Raw genomic sequence first — 20,596 nt, forward strand, 5'->3', positions numbered from 1 at the left:
AGACGTTGGACACGCTCGCGAATTGTCAGGGCATTGTCGCGGATGCCGCCAGGCTGGCCTGCTTCGATGCCGCTGCGACGCAAATCGCGAGTGCGCGTAAATCAGGCAGCCTGCTGGCGCTCGATCGCGGCAAGGTGATCGAGCACAGGCGGCAGCGGTTCGGACTTGCGGACGCCGCGCAGAGTCCCCTGGACGGCGGCGAGGCGGACCGGCTGACCAAGGTCACCGAGGTCCGGACGACCATCACGAGCGCGAAGCCGTCGAGCTATGCGCGGTTCTCGCTGCAACTGGCGAACAACACCGTCTGGGAAACGATCGAGCCGCTCAAGGTCCAACCGCGTCCCGGCACCGCCATCATTGTCAAGCAGTCGGGCTTTGGCGGCTTCAAGGCGACGATCAGCGGCGAACGCCCCATCCTCGTTAAGCGCCAACGCTGACCGCGAAGCTGGCGGCGATGCGCTTCGCCTTGCAGAGAACGCGGCAACGATCCCAATGACGCGCGCGTCGAGGCCAGCCGCCCCGTCCGAACGCTCTTCCCCAATGCCCCTTTTCCCCGATACGGGGGCGGCATGACGAAGCGACGCGCTCAATCCTCGGTATCGCGCGTACGGGGCCGGGGAGCGCCGCGGCGTCCGTCGTCGGAACATTGGCTGCTGCTGCTCGGTGTCGCGGTCGTGGTCGCGGCGATCTTCGGGTCGCTGACCGACCTGCCATGGCCTGCCGCGACGCTCGATCCGCGACGCCCGCAGCGCCTGACGATGGCAGAGGCGCGCGCGTCCAACGCACGGGTGCCGGTCGTGACCGCGAAACGCCGGGCGGCGGCGCGGTTCCGGTTCAAGGGCGGCCCCGCGGCGCGCGAACAGGCGACCGAATGCCTCGCGACGGTGGCGCTCTACGAAGCCGGCGAGGATCGCGACGGGCAGCGCGCGGTGATCCAGGTCGTTCTCAACCGCGTCGGTGCGGCGGGATTTCCCAAGACCGTGTGCGGCGTCGTGTATCAGGGCGCGACGCGCAAGACCGGGTGCCAGTTCTCGTTTTCATGCGACGGCTCCGTGACGCGCAGGCCCGAACATGAGGGGTGGGAGCAGGCCAGACGCGCCGCGCGTCGCGCGCTCGCCGGCTATGTCTATGTGCCGGTGGGCCGCGCCACCCATTATCACACCGACTGGATGGTGCCCTATTGGCGCGCCTCGCTCGTCAAGGTCGCGACGGTGGATTCGCATATCTTCTATCAACGGCGATGACGCGTATGCCGCGCGCTTCACGTCAGCCAGCGTGCCGACAGGATCCGACATGATGGTTTCAAGACCCGCTCTCCTGGTCGCAGGACTGGCAGTCGCGCTGACGGGATGCGCCGGTGGCGCGTTCCGGCCGGTGAGCGACGCGCCCGTTGCACTGGGCGCCGCGTATCGCGTCAAGGGCACGACCTATGTGCCGTTCGCCGACCCGGGCTATGACGTGCTTGGCTATGCCAACTGGTACGGATCGGAATCGGGGAACCGCACCGCCAGCGGCGAACGCTTCCGCCCGGACTGGATGACCGCCGCACATACCACACTGCCTCTGCCGACCTATGTCGAGGTCACCGCGCTCGATACCGGACAGCGTATCCTCGTACGGATCAACGATCGCGGCCCTTTTTCGGGACGTGCGCGGATCATCGACCTGTCGCGAGCGGCCGCGGCAGGGCTCGGCGTCGCCGCCACCGGTTCTGTCGCGGTGCGCGTGCGCCGCGTCGAACCGGCGGAGTCCGACCGCGCGCGGCTGCGCAAGGGCAAGCCCGCGCATGCCCTCCCGCCGATTTCCGAACGCGAACGGCTAAACCTGCGACGGCAGCTTGCCGCCGCGGGCTTCTGATACCCCTCCGCCACACTAGGCAACATGCGGGCGCGTGCCGCTCAAACAGCTGGTCTTGCGACGATGCCGCAAAATCTTGCTATGTAAAGTCAAGCGGTTGGCTACTGGGGCCGTGGAAATATACGCGACGCAACGATAGCGTAGCTAATCTTTCGCATCTGCGGCATAAGCCGAACGAGGGGGCTCAAGATGATGACGATTGCAATCCCATGGCGATAAGGCCGGCTATCAGCGATAGCCCTATCCTAACCAAGCCTTGCCGGCAGGGGCCTGACCCGCATGCCATATTGGCAGTCGCGGGGCCCCGTGCGAACCGTGCATTATAAGGCACTATACCCTATGTTAAGGTCTGGAGAATGAAGGCAGAACAATTTGGCGGTGCAACGCAGTCACGCGGTGCCGCCGCGTCAGTGATCGAAATGCCGGCCGGGCTTCACGTCCGCTACGAAGCCCCCGACCGAACGCTCGCCGAATGCATTACCGGCTATGCAATCTATGCGGCAGAAGACCGTGCCGCGATGGTCAACTGGTATCTGCCGTCGCCGCCGATGATATCGATCGTGCTCGATGCCGGCCCGATCACCGTATCGCTCGGCAATCATCGGTTCGGGCCGCTCGATGCGGTCAGCCTCTACGGGCCGACCAGCCGTGCGTTCCGAACGGTGACGCATGGCGGGATCGCGGTGGGGATCGGGATCAGCGCGCTGGGCTGGGCGCGCATGACGCAGCGCCATGCCGGCGATTTCTACAATCGCGTCGTGCCGCTGAGCACGATCCTTGGTGCGGACTTTGCCGAGCGGCTGCGCGAGGGGCTCGACGTCCTCGACGATCCGGCGTCGATCAAGCCGTTGCTCGACGACATGCTCGCACCGCTGTTCGCGACCCCGCATCCGCGCGAGCCACTGATCCGGGCCTTCACCGCGCTGACGATCACCGATGGCGTGATCGAGATGAAGGACGTCGCCGACCGCCTGGGGGTGCCGACGCACGACCTGCGGCGCGTGGCGACCCGGTATTTCGGCATGCCGCCCAAGATGCTGCTGCGCCGCGCGCGGTTCCTGCGATCGTTCATCGGCTTGATCCGCGACGAGGGGCTCGGCGATTATTCGAAGATCGACAGCAGCTATTTCGACGCGTCGCATTTCCTGCGCGATGCCGGGACGTTCCTCGGTACGACGCCGCGGCGATTCCTCGCGGCGGAGACGATCTTCCTGCGTGCGAGCCTTCGCGCGCGGCTGATGGTGCTGGGGGCGCCCACTGCGACTCTCCACGACGGCGTCCCGCGCACGCGCGTTGTGCAGCCCCACCGCGACGACGACATGCGGATCCAACCCGAGATCTGATCCAGCCAGACATCGCCGGCGCCGCAGTCACACCGCGCGCGCCAGCGCCTTTTTGAGCTTCGCGTGCGCGGACGCCTTGATCTGGCAGACGCGGGCCGAGCCGACGCCGAAGACCTCCCCGATCTCTTCGAGGTTGAGTTCCTCGACGTAATAGAGCTGGATCACCTGCGCTTCGCGTTCGGGCAGCGCGGTGATCGCGGCGATCAGCGCGTCGCGCATGTCGCTGTCGGCGAGTTGCTCGAACGCGTCCGGGGTGTCGTCGGCGAACCAGGGCAGGTCGTCAGCGTACATCTCGTCGATCGAGTCGAAGCGGATCGAGTCGGCGGTGACATAATCGGTCCGCAGTTTCTCGATCGTGACGCCGATATGCTGCGCGATCATGTCTTCTCCCGGGGCTTTCCCCGTGCGGGCGGTGAGCGTCGAGATCGCCTCGGCATATTGGCGGCGGCGACGCATCGCGCCGCGCGTCGACGTTGCCTGACGGCGGAGTTCGTCGATCATGCTGCCGCGCAGGCGCGTGATCAGATAGGTCTTGAACGGCATGCCGCGCTCGTCGAAGTTCGCGGCGGCCTCGACCAAGGCGACCAGCCCGACCTGGATCAGGTCCTCGACCTCAACGCTGCTGCTCATGCTGCCATGCACATGCCACGCGATCCGGCGGACAAGCGGAAGGTGCTGCTTCACCAGCTGGTTCGCGTCGCCGCCGGGGCGTTGATGCGGGCGATAGGTCAGGGGTTGGGCGTCCGCGAAGGCGTCGCGCATCGGAAGCGCGCTCACGCGGCGAGCGCCTGCTGGGAGGCGCCGATGACCGCGACGACCTCGACCGCCTTTTCTTCGGGCACTTCGAAGAACGACAGGACCGGCGTGTCGGGCAGGCAGGTCTTGACCAGCTTGCGGATCGCGATCCGGATCGACGGCTGGACGACCAGCGCGAACGGTTTCGCCTCGGCGATCAGCGGCCCTGCGGCGCGTTGCAGCGCCTCGACGATGCGGCGGCCGAGATCGGGTTCGATGACGTGGCGGCGCGATTGATCGGCGCGCATCGCCTGGCCGAGCAGACCTTCCAATTGACCCTCCAACGTCATGACGCGCAGCGGTTCGCGCACGCCGCACAGTTTCTGGATGATGAGCGCGCCGAGCTCGGGACGGATCGTCTCGATAAGCTCCTCGGCGTCCTGCGTGCGCTGCGCGGCCACCGCGATGGCGCCGGCGATGCGGCGGAATTCCTTGAGCGGCACATTCTCCGCGAGCAGGCCCTTGAGCACCTGCGTCAGCGTCGTGATCGGCAGCGGTGCGAGTGCTGCCACCAGCTGTGCGGCGCGTTCCTTCAGGCCGTCGAGCAGCGCCTGCACCTCGTCCTGGCCGAGCAGGTCGGCGGCGTTCTGGCCGAGTAGGTGGTTCAGATGCGTCGCCATCACGGTGCCGGGGTCGACCACGAGATAGCCGGCACCCGTCGCGGCATCCGCGTCGCTCGCATCGACCCAGGTCGCGTCGAGCCCGAAGGTCGGATCCTTCACCTTCTTGCCGAACAGGTCGCCATATGCCTGGCCGGTGTTAAGCGCGAGCATCTCGTCGGGCGACACCGTGTCCTCGCCGACGACGACGCCGTTGACGAGGATGCGGTAGACATAGGGCGCGAGGTTGATGTCGTCGCGGACTCGGACCTGCGGCACGACGAAGCCCAGTTCCTTCGACAATTGCCGGCGGACGCCGGTGATCCGGCCCATCAGCGGCGAGCCGCGACGCTCGTCGGCGAGCGGCACCAGGCCGTAGCCGATGTCGAGATTGACCTGCATGCCGTCGGTGACTTCCTCCCAGCCGATCTTCGACTGGTCGATCGTCTCGACGGGCACGATCACGACCGGGGCAGGGCGGCGCTCGATCTGGCGTAGCTTCCACGCGGCGAACCCGGCGATTCCGGCAGCGGGCAGGATCACCATGTGCGGCATGCCGGGCAGGATGCCGAGCAGCGCGAGGATGACCGCGACGGGCGTCCAGGTGCGGGGGCTGCCGAACTGGCCGCCGATCTGCCCGGCGAGATCTTTGTCCGAGGTGACGCGCGTGACGATCGAGGCGGCGGCAATCGACAGCATCAGCGACGGCAGCTGCGCGACTAGCGCGTCACCGATCGCGAGCAGGATGTAATTGTGCGCGGCGTCGGCGATCGACATGCCGTGGCTTACGGGCCCGAGGATCAGCCCGCCGATGATGTTGGCGGCAAGGATCAGCATCGCGGCGACCGCGTCGCCCTTCACGAACTTCGACGAGCCGTCCATCGAGCCGTAGAAATCGGCTTCGGTCGAGACTTCGACGCGGCGCGCCTTGGCCTCGTCGGGGGTAATGAGCCCCGCGTTGAGATCAGCGTCGATCGCCATCTGCTTGCCCGGCAGCGCATCGAGCGTGAAGCGTGCGCTGACCTCGGAGACGCGGCCTGCGCCCTTGGTGACGACGATCATGTTGATGATCATCAGGATCGCGAAGACGAAGATGCCGACGACGTAATCGCCACCGATCAGGAACGTGCCGAACGCCTCGATGACGTGCCCCGCCGCGCTTTCGCCCTCATGGCCGTGGACCAGCACGATGCGCGTCGACGCGACGTTGAGGCCGAGGCGGAACAGTGTGGCGAACAGCAGCACGGTCGGGAAGGCGGAGAAGTCGAGCGGCTTCTGCGCGTTAAGCGCGACCATCAGCACGGCGAGGCTGATCGCGATATTCGCGACAAAGAAGATGTCGAGCATGAACGCCGGGATCGGCACGACCATGACGAGCACGAGCATCAGGATCGCGAGCGGCAGGACGGACGCGCGCGCGTTGGAGAGCAGGCGGTTCATCGCTTAGCCGCCCAACCGTGCGAGCATCATATAGGCGAGGCGCGCGGTGTCGGGCGTCGGCCGCAGGATGCTGGCGGCGGCCTGCGTCGTCTTGCCGGTGAACTTGTTCATTGCGGTGGTGGCCCAGGCGAGCGCGTCGTCGGCGCTTTCGTTGCTGCCGGTGACGACCGTGGTGCCGTCCATGTCGAGCGCCTGCGACGCGTAGTTGGTGGGCGTTGCAGTCGCACTCGCGCCCGCCGCCGCGGCGCCGAGCTTGTCGGCAAACCGGTCGTAGATCGCCGACAGCGTGCGCGGCTGGTTGTTCGAGTCGTAGAAGACGTTGTGGTTGGCGCGCGCGGCGGCGGGGAACAGCGCGGCGCCGCTCGCCTGCGGGTTGGCCTGCATCGTCTTGAGGAACTTGGTCGCGCCGCCCAGGCCCATGAAGTGCGCCATGTAGAGGTCGGTGCCCGACGCCGGACGGTTCAGCGAGCCTTCGAGCGACGCCTTGTTGTCCGACGCATATTCGGCCGCCATCAGCGAGGCAGCGCCCGGATCGTTGCGCAGCGCGAGGATCGCCGCCTTGGTGCCGGCGTCACCGACTGACAGCCGGCCGCTGGAGGAGGTGCCGATGCTGTTCGCGGCCCAGCCCAGCCCGTGCTCCGTGCCGTGCTTCTTGACGACCGAGAGCCAGCTCTGCTCGATGAACTGATAGAGGCCCGACGCGCTCGACGTGCCCGCCTTGGCGTTTGCGTTGAGCCCGCTTTCGAGCTTCGCCTGGCCCAGCAGATAGTCGAAATCCACGCCCGTCTTGCTGCTCGCAAGCGCGATCGCGGACTGGATCCGGCCGGTAGTGATAGAATTGACGGTCATGCCCGTGTGCGGTGCCCCTGATTCAGGGGGTACTCAGCAAGGGGCGTGCCAGTTTCTCTGCTCAATCCGTCATCCTGACGAAAGTCAGGATCCAGAGCCACGAAGGTCATCCCCGGTTACTCTGGATCCTGACTTTCGTCAGGATGACGGAGGCTCAAGGGTGCACGCACGTGCCTCAGGCGTAGGCCGCGCGCAGCCCAGGGCGATAACCGGCAACGGCACCGTCGCCGGTCAGCGTTTGCAGGCGGCGGCGAACATTTGCCGCCATCAGGTTGGTATAGATCCGGCACGTCTCGTTGAGCCGGTTCGCCTCGTCCGCGAGCTCGCGGATGTCGGGACCTGCGGGGCCGGTGCCCAGCAACGCGACCTGTTCGATCCCGGCGAGCTTGTCGGCGGTCGCGCGCTCGAGGCTGGCGACGTCGTTCGATTTCAGCGCGGCGATCTCGGCATGGAGCGCGTCGATCACGCGGATCAGGGCATCACGCCGTTTCATTGGATTTCCACGAGAGCTTGAGCGCCATCAGCCGGTCGGCGATGGTCGCGGGAAGGATCGGAAAGGTGTTGCTGGCGATCGCCTTCTTGATCTCGGCGACGCGCGATTCGTTCACCGGCGGCGCCGATGCCATCGTCTTTGCCAGCGCCAGCGAGTCCGACAGGACCGAAGGCTGGCTCGACGCGGGCGCCGCTTGCGGCTGTACGGGCGTCTGCACGGCCGTCGTCGGCGTCGCGGCGGCGATACGCGCGACGGAGCGATCTCCTGCTACTGACGGCTTCGCACCGATTGAGTCCACCATGTCCGCATCCTCTGGTTTGCGCTGACATCAGGAGAAACGGCCGCATCGCGAAAAGCTTTAGCAAAATTAATCTGTTTGGCAGATTTTAGTTGGACCAGCCGGGCAGGGTCGCGCGACCCGCCTCCACGGCGATCGCCTGGACAGGTGTCCGCGTGTCGTCGACCTTGACCATGAACCGGCCGCCGGGCGCGGCGTCGCCCATCGCGACGCCCTCGCGGCTGATCGAAAAGCCCTCGGTTCCCGCCTCGATCACGATCGGATCGCCGCGCTTGATGACCGGCGCCACCTTGGCGACGGGGGCGAACGCGGGTGCGATCGCCGCGGGGGCGTTGGCCGGCCGGATCACGGGCACGAAGATCCGCCACGCCGGCCCCGCGCACGAAACGACGACCGCGTCATGCTGTTCGGTGCGCCACGACAGCGACACCGTCGAACACGTCGCGAGCCGCAACCGCGCGTCGACCGGCGTCCGCGCACCGCCTTCGGCACCCGTCGGGCGACCGGTAAAGGCGGCGACCGAACGGTCGAGCGCGGCGGTATCCTGGAAGCTGGCGGCGATGAGCAGGAACGGGATGATCATTGCGGGATCCTCTGGATCTGGCCCTTTTGGGGTTCGCCGACAAAGGCGACGGAGACGATCGCGGCACGGCGGCCGGGTTTGGTGGCGGTGACGATCACGACGCGCGACGGCGCGACCGCGGCGAGCGCAGCGGCGACGGTGCGCGCGCGGTCCGCGGCCAGGATCGCTGCGCTGCCGGTGGCGCGGTCGATATCGACGGGGGTTCCGTCGGTTGATCCGGTGACGGTCAGCATCACGCGCGGATCGCGCGCGGCCTCGCGCGCCCAGGCGACCAGCGCACCGGGCGTGGTCGGCAGGATCGCCGAGCCGGGCGCGAAATCCAGGATCCCGGCGGCGGCGACGGGCATCGGCGCAGGCTCGGCATCGTTCGCGCCAAAGCCCTGGCGGATACCCTTGGCGAGATCCTTGCCGCCGATATGCTGGCTCGCCTGGAGCAGCACGAGGAAGCCGACCAGCAGCAAGGCGAGGTCGGCAAGCGTGATCAGCCAGAGCGGCTTGCCGGTCGGCGTGTCGGGATAGTCGCTGGCGGTCATGCGACCGTTGCCAGGGTCGGGGCCAGCGTAGGGGCGACATAGCCGCGCGGCGTCTCACGTTCGGCGAGTGCCACGAGCGGGGCTTCGATCCGCGCGCGTTCGAACGCCTCATTGCGGCCTTGCGCGCGCAGGCGGTTGGCGATCGGCATGAAGAGCAGGTTCGCGAACAGCGCGCCGTACAGCGTGGCGAGCAACGCCACCGCCATCGCGCCGCCGATCGCGCCGGGATCGCTCATCGTCGCGAACATCTGCGCGAGACCCACGAGCGTGCCGACCATGCCCATCGCCGGCGCGACCTCGGCCGCCCCCGCCCACACGTCGGCGGCGGCGACGTGGCGCTCGATCCGCGCGCGACGCCGGTGCTGGACGAGCGTCGCGACATCGGTTGCCGAGGCGCCATCGACGATCGCCGCGATTCCCGCGGCGACGTCGGCATCGGCGATGACCGAGCGATCGAGCGCCATCACGCCGTGCCGCTTGGCGATGCGCGCCAGCGCGGTGATCTGCTGGAGCAGCGGGTCCGCGTCGAACCGGCCGCGGCCGAGTGTGGTCACCGCGGCGAGCGCGTGGCCGAGATCGCGAAACGGGGTGCGCAGGACGATGGCGAGCGCGGTACCGCCGCCGACGATGGCGAGCGCTGCGGGGTCGAGCAGTTGGGCGAGCGTGATCATGTGCGTGGGGTGATGCAAGGGATGGGCCAGATCGTGCGGCGCCAGCCGCTGAAGGCACTAGCCTGTCTTATCAGCACCACCCCGGCGAAGGCCGGGGCCCAATTGGGAAGGTCGCAGTAACGAAGCGCATCCTCCGTCAGCAACGTTCCCCAATTGGACCCCGGCCTTCGCCGGGGTGGTGGACGTAACCAGCGGTCCCCGCCTTCTCGGGGAAACATCGTGGTGGCGAGGGCCCGCAGTTCCGTCTGCGACCCTGAACCCACCAAGCGGCAACCCCCTTGCCGCCCACCCCTGCCGCACCGGCAATCCGTTGCCGCCCGGCTTGCCGCCCACCTGCCGCCGCCCGGCAAATCGCCATCCTGCGCCCTCGCCGGGGAAACTGGCACGCCCATTGCTTATGATCGGTTGCGCAATGGTGCGCCAGGAGACGGGCTTGTGTCAGGCGACACGCTTTTCGGAGTTCATGGGGCAGCACTCGAGGTGCGCTCGCAGCGCATGGGTGTGCTGGCGTCGAACATCGCCAACGCGTCGACGCCCGGCTTCAAGGCCCGCGACATCGATTTCCAGTCGGCGCTCGCATCGGTCGAGCATGACGGCGGCACCGGCGCCGCCACCAAATACCGCGTGCCGACTCAGACCTCGATGGATGGCAATACCGTCGAGCTGAGCCAGGAGCAGACTGCGTTTGCCGAGAACGCCGTCCAGTATCAGACGACCTTGTCGTTCCTGAACGGGCGGATCGGCCAGATCACGCGCGCGCTGAAGGGGGAATAAGATGTCCAATCAGCCCATGACGATCTTCCAGGTGGCAGGGCGCGCGATGTCCGCGCAGCTCGTCCGGATGAACACCACCGCGTCGAACCTTGCCAATGCCGGCGGGACCACCGGCTCGGCGGAGACCGCGTACAAGACGATGAAGCCGGTGTTCCGCACCAGCTTCGACGCGGCCAGCGGCATGTCGACGGTCGATGTCGAGCGGGTCGTCACCGCGGGCGATACGCCGACCAAGCGCTACGATCCCGACAATCCGATGGCCGACAAGGATGGCAACATCTTCGAGGCGGCGGTCGATGAAACCCGCGAGATGGTCGACATGATGGAGACCGCGCGCAGCTACCAGAACAACATCGAAGTGATGAACACCGCGAAGTCGCTCATCATCGATACCCTCAAGCTAGGCCGCTGATCATGGCAACCTCCTTCGATTCCACGCTGAACAGTCTCGGCATCAAGCGTACCACGACGTCGGCGGCTACCACGACCACCACGTCGAATTCGTCGTCGCTGAACCAGAATGATTTCCTGAAGCTGATGACTGCGCAGATGCAGAACCAGGACCCGTTCAACCCGGTCGACAACACGCAGATGGTTGCGCAGATGGCGCAGTTCTCCAGCCTCGCCGGCATCTCCGAGATGAACACGACGATGAAGGCGATATCCGACAAGCTGGGCGCGACCAGCGCGAGCGACGCGATGGCCTATGTCGGCAAGACCGTCCTGACCGAAGGATCGACCGCGTATGGCCGCAACACCGGCGGGATCGCGGGATCGGTCGAACTCGGCGACGCGGCGACCAGCGTCAACGTCACGATCAGCGATGCGAACGGCGTGGCGATCAAGACGATGCAGCTCGGCGCACACGCCAAGGGGACCGTCGGTTACGATTGGGACGGCAAGGACAGCACCGGGGCCGACGCCGGCGCCGGCCCGTTCAAGGTCAGCATCGACGCGCAGAATGGCGGCGCTTCGGTCGCCGCCGCCAGCCTGGTCTGGGCGCCCGTCCAGTCGGTCTCGACCACCACCGGGTCCGCCATCCTCACCCTTCCCGGGATCGGCGAAGTGCCGGTCAGCGCAGTCCGCCAGATCGGCTGATCGCACCCCTCGATTTCAAGGAGTTTAACCCATGTCCTTCTACACTTCGCTTTCCGGTCTCCAGGCATCGCAGTCCGAAATGGCGACGATCTCGCACAATCTAGCGAACGTCTCGACCAACGGTTTCAAGAAGAGCCGCACCGATTTCGCCGACGTGATCGCGTCGAGCGTCACGGTCGCCCCGTCGCAGCAGATCGGGTCGGGCGTCATGGTCAAGGGCAATCGCCAGCAGTTCGGCCAGGGCAACCTGCTCCAGTCGGCGAACGCGCTCGATCTAGCAGTGTCGGGTGACGGCTTCTTCGCGGTCAAGCCCGATCCCAGCTCGGCGACGGTCAACTACACGCGCAACGGCTCGTTCCTGGTCGACGCGAACAACAACGTGACCGATGCGAACGGCAACTTCCTCCAGGTCTATCCGGTCGACGGCTCGGGCAACCTCGTCCAGGCGAGCATGGGCTCGCTGAAGAACCTCACGCTCCCCGCGACCAGCGGCACCGTCAAGGCGACACAGGACGTCACGCTCGGCGTCAACCTGAACGCGCAGACCGCGGTGCCGGCCAAGACGCCGTTCGATCGCTTCGACGTGTCGTCCTACAATCAGGCGACGACCACGTCCGTCTTCGATGCCGAGGGCAACCCGATGACGATGACGAGCTATTATGTGCGCGACACCGCGCCGACCCCGACCACCGCGGGCGCCGCCGCCGATCTGACCGCCACCTGGTCGGTCTACAGCTATGTCGGCGAGCAGAAGATGACCGTGGGTGCCGGTGCGGGTGGCAGCGACAATGTGAAGCTGCAGTTCGACAGCAAAGGTGCGCTGACCGGCCCGACGACCAAGACCACGTTCGACTCGATCACCACGGCGGGCGGGTCCGCGCAGGCGATCAGCCTTGATCTGACCGCGAGCACGCAGACCTCCGCGCCGTTCAAGGTCGCCAAGCAGACGCAGGACGGCCTTGCGGTCGGCCAGTTGCAGGGCGTGACCGTCGACGATGCGGGCGTCGTCAAGGCGAGCTTCTCGAACGGCGACGTCCGGGCGCTGGGCCAGGTGGCGCTCGTCAACTTCTCGAACCCGTCGGGTCTGCGCCAGATCGGCGACAGCGGCTGGGCGTCGACCGGCGTCTCGGGCGTCCCGGTCGCGGGATCCGCGGGGCAGAAGGGCCTCGGCAACCTCACATCGGGGATGATCGAGCGGTCCAACGTCGACATCACCGAGGAGCTGGTCAGCCTGATCGCGGCACAGCGCAACTTCCAGGCGAACTCGAAGGCGCTCGATACCGCGAGCCAGATTTCGCAGACCATCTTCAACATCCGCAGCTGATCGACAGCAAGGCGGGGGGAACCTGAATGGACAAGCTGGTCTACACCGCGGCGACGGGCCTGCGCGCGCACATGGCGGCGCAGGCGGCGATCGCCAACAACATGGCGAACGCGTCGACGACCGGGTTCCGCGCCGATCGCGTGGTGTTCGACCGGCTGAACCTGAAGGGCGACGGCGCCACGATCGAGGCGCGCGCGCCGACCGGCGAAGAGGTGACGGATGCCGATCGCGCACCCGGCGCGATCCAGCTGACCGGGCGTCCGCTCGACGTCGCGATCACCGGCACGACCGCGTGGCTCGCGGTGCAGGCGTCGGACGGGTCGGAGGCCTATACCCGCCGCGGCGACCTGGAGGTCGCACCGTCGGGCGTGCTCCAGACCGGCGACGGGCATCCGGTGATCGGCTCGGGGGGGCCGATCACCTTGCCGCCCTACCAGTCGCTGACGATCGCCGGCGACGGGACGATCTCGATCATCCCGCAGGGCGGCGACGCGCAGAACCCGCAGGTGATCGACAAGCTGAAGCTGGCCGACACCAAGGGATCGGACACGGTCAAGGGGCTCGACAACCTGCTCCGCGTCCGCGGTGGGGGGACTCTGCCCGAGGATCTCGACGCCAAGGTGCAGGGCGGCGCGATCGAGGGATCGAACGTCAACATGACCCAGGCGCTGGTCGACATGATCGAGAACCAGCGCAGCTACGAAGTCCAGGCGAACATGATGAAATCCGCCAAGGACATGGATGAAAGCGGTGCATCGCTGATGCGCCTGCCGAGCTAGAAGGAACGGAACGATGTCATCCGCCGCCATGCATATCGCGCGCACCGGGCTCGACGCCCAGGACATGCGCATGCGAGTCATCTCGAACAACCTCGCCAACGTGAACACCACGGGCTTCAAGAAGGACCGTGCGGCGTTCGAGACGCTGGCCTACCAGACCGTCACGACGCCGGGCGCGCAGAGCACGTCCGAGACCAAATACGCGACCGGGCTCAACCTCGGCACCGGCGTGAAGATCCAGGGCACCGCGCGGATCGATACGCAGGGCGCGATGCAGACGACGGGCAACAGCCTCGATCTCGCGCTCGACGGCGACGGCTATTTCCAGGTGCAGATGCCCGGCGGCACGCTCGGCTATACGCGTGCGGGTAATTTCTCGCGCTCGGCCGAAGGCCTGTTGGTCACCAGCGAAGGCTATCAAGTACAGCCCGGCATCACCGTGCCCGAGGGCACGACCGCGATCACGATCGGCTCCGACGGTACCGTGTCCGCGACTATCCCCGGCCAGACCGAGGCGTCGCAGATCGGCCAGATCCAGGTCGCGAACTTCCCTAACGGCGCAGGGCTCCAGGCGACCGGCGACAATTACCTCGTCGAGACCGCGGCGAGCGGCGCGGCTAATGTCGGCGTCGCAGGCCAGGACGGCCGCGGCAACATCAAGCAGGGCATGCTCGAGGCGTCGAACGTCAACGTCGTCGAGGAACTCGTCGACATGATCGAGACGCAGCGCGCCTATGAGGTCAATTCGAAGATGATCTCGGCGACTGACGACATGCTCAAATACATCAACCAGAACGTCTGATCTGCACCATGGCATCTGAGGCATCCACTTCCTTGCGCGTCGGCCTGTCGCGGATCGGCGATCACTGGATCGAGATCGCGCTGGCCACCGTCGCCGGTGCGCTCGTCGCCGCCGGGCTCACCCCGTCGCCGGCCGACGCGAGCATCTTCGGCAAGAAGACACCGGCCGAGGATTTCTCGGTGGCGCGGCCCTTGCCGATCCAGCCGGTGCCAGTCGTCGCAACGGGCTCGATCTTCCAGGCGCAGGACGGCTATGCAGCGCTCTATGAAGGCTGGCGCGCGCGCAAAGTCGGCGATCCGCTGACGATCGTGCTGGTCGAGCGGACCGCCGCGTCGAAATCGTCGGGCTCGAAGCTCGACAGCAATGGCTCGGGCAGCATCACGCCGCCGACCACCGGCGCGCTCAACCTGTTCAGCAAGACCGACGCGACGCTCAGCGGCGGCCGCACCTTCAACGGTACCGGCGCCGCCGACCAGGCGAACTCGCTGTCGGGCGAAGTCAGCGTGACGGTCGCCGCGGTCTATCCCAACGGCACGATGCTCGTGCAGGGGCAGAAGCGCGTGACGCTCAACCGGGGCGACGAGTTCCTGAAGATCAAGGGGCTGGTCCGCACTGCCGATGTCGACCGCGACAACCGCGTGCTGTCGACCCGCGTCGCCGATGCGCAGATCTCGTACACCGGCAAGGGCGACGTCGCCCGCGCCGGCCGCCAGGGGTGGCTCAGCCGCTTCTTCTCCGTCGTCAGCCCGTTCTAAGGCCGTGACCATGCGCTTCCTGCTCGCCCTTCTCGCATCGCTGCTGATCGCCGCGCCGGCGTCTGCCGACCGGATCAAGGATCTGGGCGGGTTCCAGGGGATCCGGTCAAACCAGCTGACCGGCTACGGCATCGTCGTCGGCCTGCCCGGCACCGGTGACGACAATCTCGAATATACCGTCCAGTCGCTCAAAGCGGTCGCGTCGCGCTTCGGCCTGCAGCTGCCCGCGGCCGCGAACCCCGGCATGAAGAACGCGGCGGTCGTGATGATCACCGCCGAACTGCCGCCCTTCGCCAAGCCCGGCCAGCGGCTCGACATCACCGTCGCGTCGATGGGCAAGGCCAAGTCGCTGCGCGGCGGCAGCCTGATCATGACTCCGCTGCTGGGGGCCGACAACCAGATCTACGCGATGGCGCAGGGCAACCTCGCGGTCGGCGGGCTGGGTGCCGAAGGCGCGGACGGCTCCAAGATCGTCGTCAACGTCCCCTCGACCGGCCGCATCCCCGAAGGCGCCACCGTCGAGCGCGCGGTCGCCACCGGGTTCGACAGCGCCCCGACGCTCACCTTCAACCTCGCGCGCGCCGACTTCACGACCGCGCAGAACGTCGCGGGTGCGATCAATTCGAAGCTTGGTTTCGGCAGCGCGCAGGCGATCGACGCAGTCTCCGTCGCGGTGCGCGCACCGATCGGTGCCGACGTCCGCGCGACGCTGATGTCGACGATCGAGAATCTCGACGTCGTCTCCGCCGAGCCCTCCGCCAAGGTCATCGTCAACGCGCGCACCGGCACGGTCGTCATCAACTCGGCGGTCCGCGTCGGCCCCGCGGCGATCACGCACGGCAAGATGACGGTGCGGATCGACGAGAAGCCGCAGGTCAGCCAGCCGGCTCCGTTCAGCGGCGGCCAGACCGTCGTCACGCCCAACAGCGCGGTCGCGGTCGAGGAGGAGCGTCGCCCGATGTTCCTGCTCGCGCCCGGCCCCAAGCTCGCCGACATCGTCAAGGCGGTCAACGCGATCGGCGCCTCGCCCGCCGACCTGGTCGCGATCCTCGAGGCGCTGAAGGAAGCCGGCGCGCTCAAGGCCGAGTTGATCGTCCTGTGAGCTCGATCTCGGCACCCGCAGCCACGACGGGAATCTCGACCGATACGAGCCGCCTCAAGTCGAAGGACAATCTCGACAAAGCGGGCAAGCAGTTCGAGGCGGTCTTCACCGGCATGATGCTGAAAAGCATGCGCCAGGCCAAACTCGCCGACCCGCTGTTCGATTCGAAGGCGATCGACACCTTCACCGATATGCAGGACGGGCTGGTCGCTAAGGCGATGGCCGAGCACACGCCGCTCGGCATCGGCAAGGCGATGACCGATTTTCTCAGCAAATCTCAATCGGATATTAACCCGGCGGCGACAGACCCGTCGCCATGAGCGATCTCCTCTCGATCGGCGCGTCGGGCGTCCGCGCGTACCAGACCGCGTTGTCCACGGTGTCGGAGAACATCGCGAACACCGGTACCGCGGGCTATACCCGGCGGACGACCACGCTTGGCGAGGTCGGTTCGATCAGTGGCGGGGTCAGCGCGCGCGCCGTATCGACCGGCAGCGGCGTCGCGGTCAGTGGGATTGCACGGAGCGCCGACGCCTATCGCGCGCAGGCGGTGCGCAGCGCCGGCACCGATCTGGCAAAGACCGAGACCAGCGTGACCTGGATGAGCCGGATCGAATCATCGCTCGGCGACAACAAGCTGGGCGATCGGCTGACCAGTTTCTTCGGCGCGGCGCAGGCGCTGTCCGCCGACCCGACCTCCGTCCCGGCGCGCGCCGCCATGCTCGAAACCGCGAGCACCGCCGCGGCGGCTTTCACCGCGACGGGCAAGGCGCTCGATGCCGCCGCAAGCGAGCTTGATGCGTCGGCGTCGCAAGGTGCCCAGTCGCTCAACGCGCTCGGCACCACGCTTGCCAAGATCAACGACGGCCTCGCGCGCGCGCAGCCGGGTTCGTCGAGCGCGGCGCAGCTGGCAGACCAGCGCGACCAGGTGCTCGAACAGATGAGCACGCTCACCGACGTCAATACCGCGTTCGATGATCTCGGGCGCGCGACCGTGCGTCTTGGTGGCGCGTCGGGGGCGGTGTTCGTCGTCGGCACGGACAGCGGGCAGGTCTCGTTCGCGCGCAACGACGACGGCGCGGTGCAGTTTGCGGTGACGCGCGGCGGCGAGGCATCAGTGCTCTCGCCATCGGGTGGCACGCTCGCGGGGTTCGCCGACGGTGCGCAGCGCATCGCGTCGGCGCGCGCAGGGCTGAACACGATCGCCAGCGATTTCACCGCGCAGGTCAACGCGGTACAGATGCAGGGGCGGGATCTCGACGGCAAGGCCGGGACCGCGCTGTTCGCGACCGGGGAAACGGCGACCGACATCTCGGTCGCGCTGACCGATCCGCGCGGCATCGCCGCGGCGGGCGCGACGGGCGGGGTCCGCGATTCGTCGAACCTGTCGGCGTTGCAGGCCGTCCGCGGCAGTGGCGCGTTCGAGACTCGCACGACCAATCTGATCGCCGGGAACGCCGCCGCACTGGAGCAGCGCAAAACCGTCGCCGATGCGCAGAGCGCGATCCGCGACGGTGCTGTCAGTGCGCTGGCGGCCGCGTCGGGTGTCGATCTCGATAGCGAAGCGGTCGATCTGCTGCGGTTCCAGCAGGCCTATCAGGCGTCGAGCCGGGTCATCCAGACCGCACGCGATACGCTCCAGACCATCCTCGATCTACGGTAACGCCCATGCAGATCGCCACCAGCCTCTTCTATGATCGCAGCGCGAGCAAGCTGGCCTCGCTCGGCAGCAAGGCCGAACTGCTCCAGACGCAGATCTCGAGCACCAAGCGGTTTACCGCGCCGTCGGACGACAGTGTGGCGTATCAGCGGTTGCAGGGGCTCGCGCGCGATACCGCGAACGACAAGACGTACACCGCCAATCTCGGCACCGCGGAATCGGTGTTGCAGCAGGGCGATACCAGCCTCACCGCGATGACCGATCAGCTGCAGACCGTGACGACGCTGGTGACGCAGGCCAAGAGCGGCACGCTCAACGCGGCTGACCGCAAGGCGATCGGCGAACAGATTGCGGGGATCGTCTCGTCGTTGACGGCGATCGCCAATGCCAAGGACGCGCGCGGACAGGCGTTGTTCGGTGGCGGCGACGGCGCCGCCGCGGTCGCGACCGACGGCAGCTTCGCGCTGGCCGCCAAGCCGGTCTCGGGAATCCCGATCGGCGATGGCCAGAGCGTCCAGGCGAACGAGACCGCGGCGCGGATCCTGACGGTCGGCGGCAAGACCAAGGCGGATGGCAGCATCGAGGGAGGCACCAACACGCTCGCGATGCTGTCGTCGATCGCGACCGCGTTGCAGTCGGACGATTTCAAGCCGGGGTCGCTCGATACGTCGCTCGCCGACGTGAAGGCGGCATCGGACCAGGTGACGAACGTCCAGGCGTCGCTCGGTGCGCGCGCGGCGCGAGTCGATCTCGAGACGTCGCGGCTTAAGGATGTCGGCATCGACCGCGAGGCGACCCGGTCGGGGCTCGAGGATACCGATATCACGAACACGGTGATCGAGTTGCAGAAGACGATGACGATCCTGTCCGCCACGCAGGCGAGCTTTACGAAGCTGTCTGCCCTGTCGCTGTTCGATTACCTGCGCTGAGGCCCTGATCCGCAGAGTTTTTTTGCCGCGCGCCTCGCCGCGGTAACGGGTTGGCTACGAAATCCGGTTAATTCTCTGGCTACACACCTACCGTCGTCGGCCCAGAGGGATTTTCCAGCACCATGTTTCCGGTCATCGGCATCGTCGTCCTTCTCGTCATGGTGTTCGGTGGGTTCGCGTTCACCGGCGGCGCGCTCGGTCCCGTCCTGGAGGCGATCCCGCACGAGATGCTGATCATCGGCGGCGCCGCTGCGGGCGCACTGATCATCGGCAATTCTGGCAAGGAACTCAAAGGGCTCGGCGCCGGCCTCGGCAAGGTCTTCAAGGGCCCGAAATACAAGAAGCAGGATTATCTCGACGTCATCTTCCTCGTCAGCAAGCTGATGAAGATGCTGCGGACGGACGGTCCGATCGCGCTCGAGCCCCATGTCGAGGATCCGCAATCCTCCGCGGTGTTCGCCGAATATCCGAAGCTGCTCAAGGACAAGGCGCTGGTCAACCTGATCGCCGACACGCTGCGCCTCGTCGTGGTGTCCTCGGGTACGCTCGATGTCCACGCGGTCGAGGAGGTCATGGATCACTCGATCAAGACGCATCATCACGAGGAGGAGGCTGCGCACGGCACGCTCGCCAGCCTCGCCGACGCGCTGCCCGCGCTCGGCATCGTCGCGGCGGTGCTCGGCGTCGTGAAGACGATGGGGTCGATCGACAAGCCGCCCTCGATCCTGGGCGCGATGATCGGCTCGGCGCTGGTCGGCACGTTCATGGGCGTGCTGCTCGCTTACGGCATTGTCGCGCCGCTCGCGAACCGGCTGAAGCAGGTGCTCAATGCCGACGCGTCGATCTACGATGTCGTCAAGCAGATCATCATCGCTTCGCTCCACGGCCACCCGCAGCCACTGGTGATCGAGGCCGCGCGGTCGGGCATCGCGCACAAGAACCAGCCGGGCTTCGCCGAAGTCTTTGACGGGCTGCGTGGCAAGTAGCGCGGGCGGCAGATAGCATGGCGCGCGCACCGCACGGCACCAACCAGCCGCCCAAGATCATCGTCAAGAAGATCTATATCGAGGGGCATGGCGGCCATCATGGCGGCGCCTGGAAGGTCGCCTATGCTGATTTCGTCACCGCGATGATGGCATTCTTCCTGCTGCTCTGGATCGTCGGTGCGACGACCGAGAAGCAGCGCAAGGGCATCGCCGACTATTTCGCGCCGACGATCCTCAACACGCGGTCGCTCGGCATTGGCGGCGGCGGGCTGTTCGGCGGCGAATCGATCCTCGACAAGAGCAGGATCGGGCCGCGCTCGGGGCAGGCGAACCTGCCGCAGATCGCCATCCCCGATGCGGGGCAGGGCGGTCCGGCGACCGGGACCGGCGACAAGGGCTCGCTGCGGAACCGCCAGGCGCTCGCCGAGGAAGATCGCAAGAATTTCGAGGCGATGCGCAAGCGCGTGCTGCGCCAGATTACCGCGTCGGCAAACCTGTCGCGGCTGGCCAGCCATGTCCGTTTCGTGCCCACGCTCGAGGGGATGCGGATCGATCTGGTCGACGATGCGGATTATTCGATGTTCGCGCTCGGCACCACCGCGCTCGACACGCAGGCAGCCGACCTGATCGGCATGATCGCGACGACGATCAAGGGGATGCAGAACCCGATCATGATCCGCGGCCACACCGACAGCGTGCCCTACGGCGATCCGCGCGCGATGAACAACTGGATGCTGTCGTCGGGGCGCGCCGAGGCGACTCGCCGCCGGCTGCTGTCGGGGGGGACGCCCGAAGCGCGCTTCGAACGCATCGAAGGCGTCGCGGACCGCGAGCCGCTGATCGTCAAGAATCCCGAAGATCCGCGAAACCGGCGTGTGGCGATCACCTTGCTCTACCGCCGCGGACTCTTCGGCAAGTAAGCCGCA

Annotated in this window: 25 protein-coding genes; 17 read left to right on the forward strand and 8 right to left on the reverse strand. The window is 67.0% G+C overall.

Annotation, left to right across the window (positions count from 1 at the left end; translation table 11 throughout):
* The first annotated feature begins 5 nt into the window (after positions 1 to 5).
* The 4 genes from C8J26_RS02920 (at position 6) to C8J26_RS02935 (ending at position 3,200) form a co-directional block, all read left to right on the forward strand.
* Positions 6 to 437, forward strand: a complete 432-nt coding sequence (locus C8J26_RS02920; RefSeq protein WP_146168763.1) for a hypothetical protein — start codon at positions 6 to 8, stop codon at positions 435 to 437.
* Positions 438 to 569: 132 nt separating this feature from the next.
* The gene (locus C8J26_RS02925) at positions 570 to 1,244 is read left to right on the forward strand and encodes a cell wall hydrolase (RefSeq protein WP_107956643.1); all 675 of its coding nucleotides are present in this window, start codon (positions 570 to 572) and stop codon (positions 1,242 to 1,244) included.
* Positions 1,245 to 1,293: 49 nt separating this feature from the next.
* Positions 1,294 to 1,857, forward strand: coding sequence for a septal ring lytic transglycosylase RlpA family protein (locus C8J26_RS02930; protein WP_107956644.1), 564 nt, complete (start codon positions 1,294 to 1,296; stop codon positions 1,855 to 1,857).
* Between the two features lie 356 nt (positions 1,858 to 2,213).
* The gene (locus C8J26_RS02935; protein WP_130323079.1) at positions 2,214 to 3,200 is read left to right on the forward strand and encodes an AraC family transcriptional regulator; all 987 of its coding nucleotides are present in this window, start codon (positions 2,214 to 2,216) and stop codon (positions 3,198 to 3,200) included.
* 27 nt (positions 3,201 to 3,227) lie between these two features.
* Here the strand turns inward: C8J26_RS02935 and C8J26_RS02940 are convergent, their stop codons facing one another.
* From C8J26_RS02940 to C8J26_RS02975, 8 genes are all read right to left on the reverse strand, one after another.
* A complete protein-coding gene (locus tag C8J26_RS02940; protein WP_107956646.1) occupies positions 3,228 to 3,977 on the reverse strand; it encodes a FliA/WhiG family RNA polymerase sigma factor in 750 nt (249 codons plus the stop codon).
* A complete protein-coding gene (flhA, locus tag C8J26_RS02945) occupies positions 3,974 to 6,034 on the reverse strand; it encodes a flagellar biosynthesis protein FlhA (RefSeq protein WP_107956647.1) in 2,061 nt (686 codons plus the stop codon). Before flhA ends, C8J26_RS02940 begins: the two co-directional genes overlap by 4 nt.
* Before the next feature lie 3 nt (positions 6,035 to 6,037).
* Positions 6,038 to 6,883 carry a flagellar biosynthesis protein FlgJ gene (locus tag C8J26_RS02950; RefSeq protein WP_107956648.1) on the reverse strand — a complete coding sequence of 282 codons (846 nt, stop codon included), beginning with the start codon at positions 6,881 to 6,883 and terminating at the stop codon, positions 6,038 to 6,040.
* Positions 6,884 to 7,058: 175 nt separating this feature from the next.
* A complete protein-coding gene (locus tag C8J26_RS02955) occupies positions 7,059 to 7,376 on the reverse strand; it encodes a hypothetical protein (RefSeq protein WP_056412401.1) in 318 nt (105 codons plus the stop codon).
* Positions 7,363 to 7,677, reverse strand: a complete 315-nt coding sequence (gene flgM / locus C8J26_RS02960; protein WP_107956649.1) for a flagellar biosynthesis anti-sigma factor FlgM — start codon at positions 7,675 to 7,677, stop codon at positions 7,363 to 7,365. Before flgM ends, C8J26_RS02955 begins: the two co-directional genes overlap by 14 nt.
* Before the next feature lie 85 nt (positions 7,678 to 7,762).
* On the reverse strand, positions 7,763 to 8,257 hold the full coding sequence (locus tag C8J26_RS02965; RefSeq protein WP_056412395.1) for a flagella basal body P-ring formation protein FlgA: 495 nt from the start codon (positions 8,255 to 8,257) through the stop codon (positions 7,763 to 7,765).
* Entirely contained in the window at positions 8,254 to 8,790 is a 537-nt protein-coding gene (locus tag C8J26_RS02970) for a hypothetical protein (RefSeq protein WP_107956650.1), read from the reverse strand. Before C8J26_RS02970 ends, C8J26_RS02965 begins: the two co-directional genes overlap by 4 nt.
* Positions 8,787 to 9,461 (reverse strand): motility protein A, encoded by a 675-nt coding sequence (locus C8J26_RS02975; protein ID WP_107956651.1) that lies wholly within the window; start codon positions 9,459 to 9,461, stop codon positions 8,787 to 8,789. The genes C8J26_RS02970 and C8J26_RS02975 overlap by 4 nt, the downstream gene beginning before the upstream one ends.
* Positions 9,462 to 9,896: 435 nt before the next feature.
* On the opposite strand from C8J26_RS02975, the gene C8J26_RS02980 reads away from it, so the two are divergent.
* The 13 genes from C8J26_RS02980 (at position 9,897) to C8J26_RS03040 (ending at position 20,590) form a co-directional block, all read left to right on the forward strand.
* Complete coding sequence (locus C8J26_RS02980; protein ID WP_107956652.1) at positions 9,897 to 10,235, forward strand: flagellar basal body rod protein FlgB; 339 nt, start codon at positions 9,897 to 9,899, stop codon at positions 10,233 to 10,235.
* A gap of 1 nt (position 10,236) precedes the next feature.
* The gene (gene flgC, locus C8J26_RS02985) at positions 10,237 to 10,647 is read left to right on the forward strand and encodes a flagellar basal body rod protein FlgC (protein WP_107956653.1); all 411 of its coding nucleotides are present in this window, start codon (positions 10,237 to 10,239) and stop codon (positions 10,645 to 10,647) included.
* A gap of 2 nt (positions 10,648 to 10,649) precedes the next feature.
* Positions 10,650 to 11,333, forward strand: a complete 684-nt coding sequence (locus tag C8J26_RS02990) for a flagellar hook assembly protein FlgD (protein WP_107956654.1) — start codon at positions 10,650 to 10,652, stop codon at positions 11,331 to 11,333.
* Between the two features lie 31 nt (positions 11,334 to 11,364).
* Positions 11,365 to 12,657, forward strand: a complete 1,293-nt coding sequence (locus C8J26_RS02995) for a flagellar hook protein FlgE (protein ID WP_056412382.1) — start codon at positions 11,365 to 11,367, stop codon at positions 12,655 to 12,657.
* Between the two features lie 26 nt (positions 12,658 to 12,683).
* A complete protein-coding gene (gene flgF / locus C8J26_RS03000; RefSeq protein ID WP_107956655.1) occupies positions 12,684 to 13,436 on the forward strand; it encodes a flagellar basal-body rod protein FlgF in 753 nt (250 codons plus the stop codon).
* Positions 13,437 to 13,449: 13 nt separating this feature from the next.
* The gene (gene flgG / locus C8J26_RS03005; protein ID WP_056412379.1) at positions 13,450 to 14,238 is read left to right on the forward strand and encodes a flagellar basal-body rod protein FlgG; all 789 of its coding nucleotides are present in this window, start codon (positions 13,450 to 13,452) and stop codon (positions 14,236 to 14,238) included.
* Between the two features lie 8 nt (positions 14,239 to 14,246).
* On the forward strand, positions 14,247 to 14,993 hold the full coding sequence (locus tag C8J26_RS03010; protein WP_056412376.1) for a flagellar basal body L-ring protein FlgH: 747 nt from the start codon (positions 14,247 to 14,249) through the stop codon (positions 14,991 to 14,993).
* A 10-nt stretch (positions 14,994 to 15,003) separates the two neighbouring features.
* Entirely contained in the window at positions 15,004 to 16,095 is a 1,092-nt protein-coding gene (locus C8J26_RS03015) for a flagellar basal body P-ring protein FlgI (RefSeq protein WP_056412373.1), read from the forward strand.
* Positions 16,092 to 16,415, forward strand: a complete 324-nt coding sequence (locus tag C8J26_RS20790) for a rod-binding protein (protein WP_234422803.1) — start codon at positions 16,092 to 16,094, stop codon at positions 16,413 to 16,415. Before C8J26_RS03015 ends, C8J26_RS20790 begins: the two co-directional genes overlap by 4 nt.
* Positions 16,412 to 17,758 (forward strand): flagellar hook-associated protein FlgK, encoded by a 1,347-nt coding sequence (flgK, locus tag C8J26_RS03025; RefSeq protein WP_107956657.1) that lies wholly within the window; start codon positions 16,412 to 16,414, stop codon positions 17,756 to 17,758. The genes C8J26_RS20790 and flgK overlap by 4 nt, the downstream gene beginning before the upstream one ends.
* A 5-nt stretch (positions 17,759 to 17,763) precedes the next feature.
* Complete coding sequence (locus tag C8J26_RS03030) at positions 17,764 to 18,684, forward strand: flagellin N-terminal helical domain-containing protein (protein ID WP_107956658.1); 921 nt, start codon at positions 17,764 to 17,766, stop codon at positions 18,682 to 18,684.
* Between the two features lie 122 nt (positions 18,685 to 18,806).
* Positions 18,807 to 19,670 carry a flagellar motor stator protein MotA gene (gene motA / locus C8J26_RS03035; protein WP_107956659.1) on the forward strand — a complete coding sequence of 288 codons (864 nt, stop codon included), beginning with the start codon at positions 18,807 to 18,809 and terminating at the stop codon, positions 19,668 to 19,670.
* 17 nt (positions 19,671 to 19,687) lie between these two features.
* Positions 19,688 to 20,590 carry a flagellar motor protein MotB gene (locus C8J26_RS03040; RefSeq protein WP_056412358.1) on the forward strand — a complete coding sequence of 301 codons (903 nt, stop codon included), beginning with the start codon at positions 19,688 to 19,690 and terminating at the stop codon, positions 20,588 to 20,590.
* Positions 20,591 to 20,596 lie beyond the last annotated feature (6 nt).

The sequence above is a fragment of the Sphingomonas aurantiaca genome, from assembly GCF_003050705.1.
GTDB classification, from domain to species: Bacteria; Pseudomonadota; Alphaproteobacteria; order Sphingomonadales; family Sphingomonadaceae; genus Sphingomonas; species Sphingomonas aurantiaca.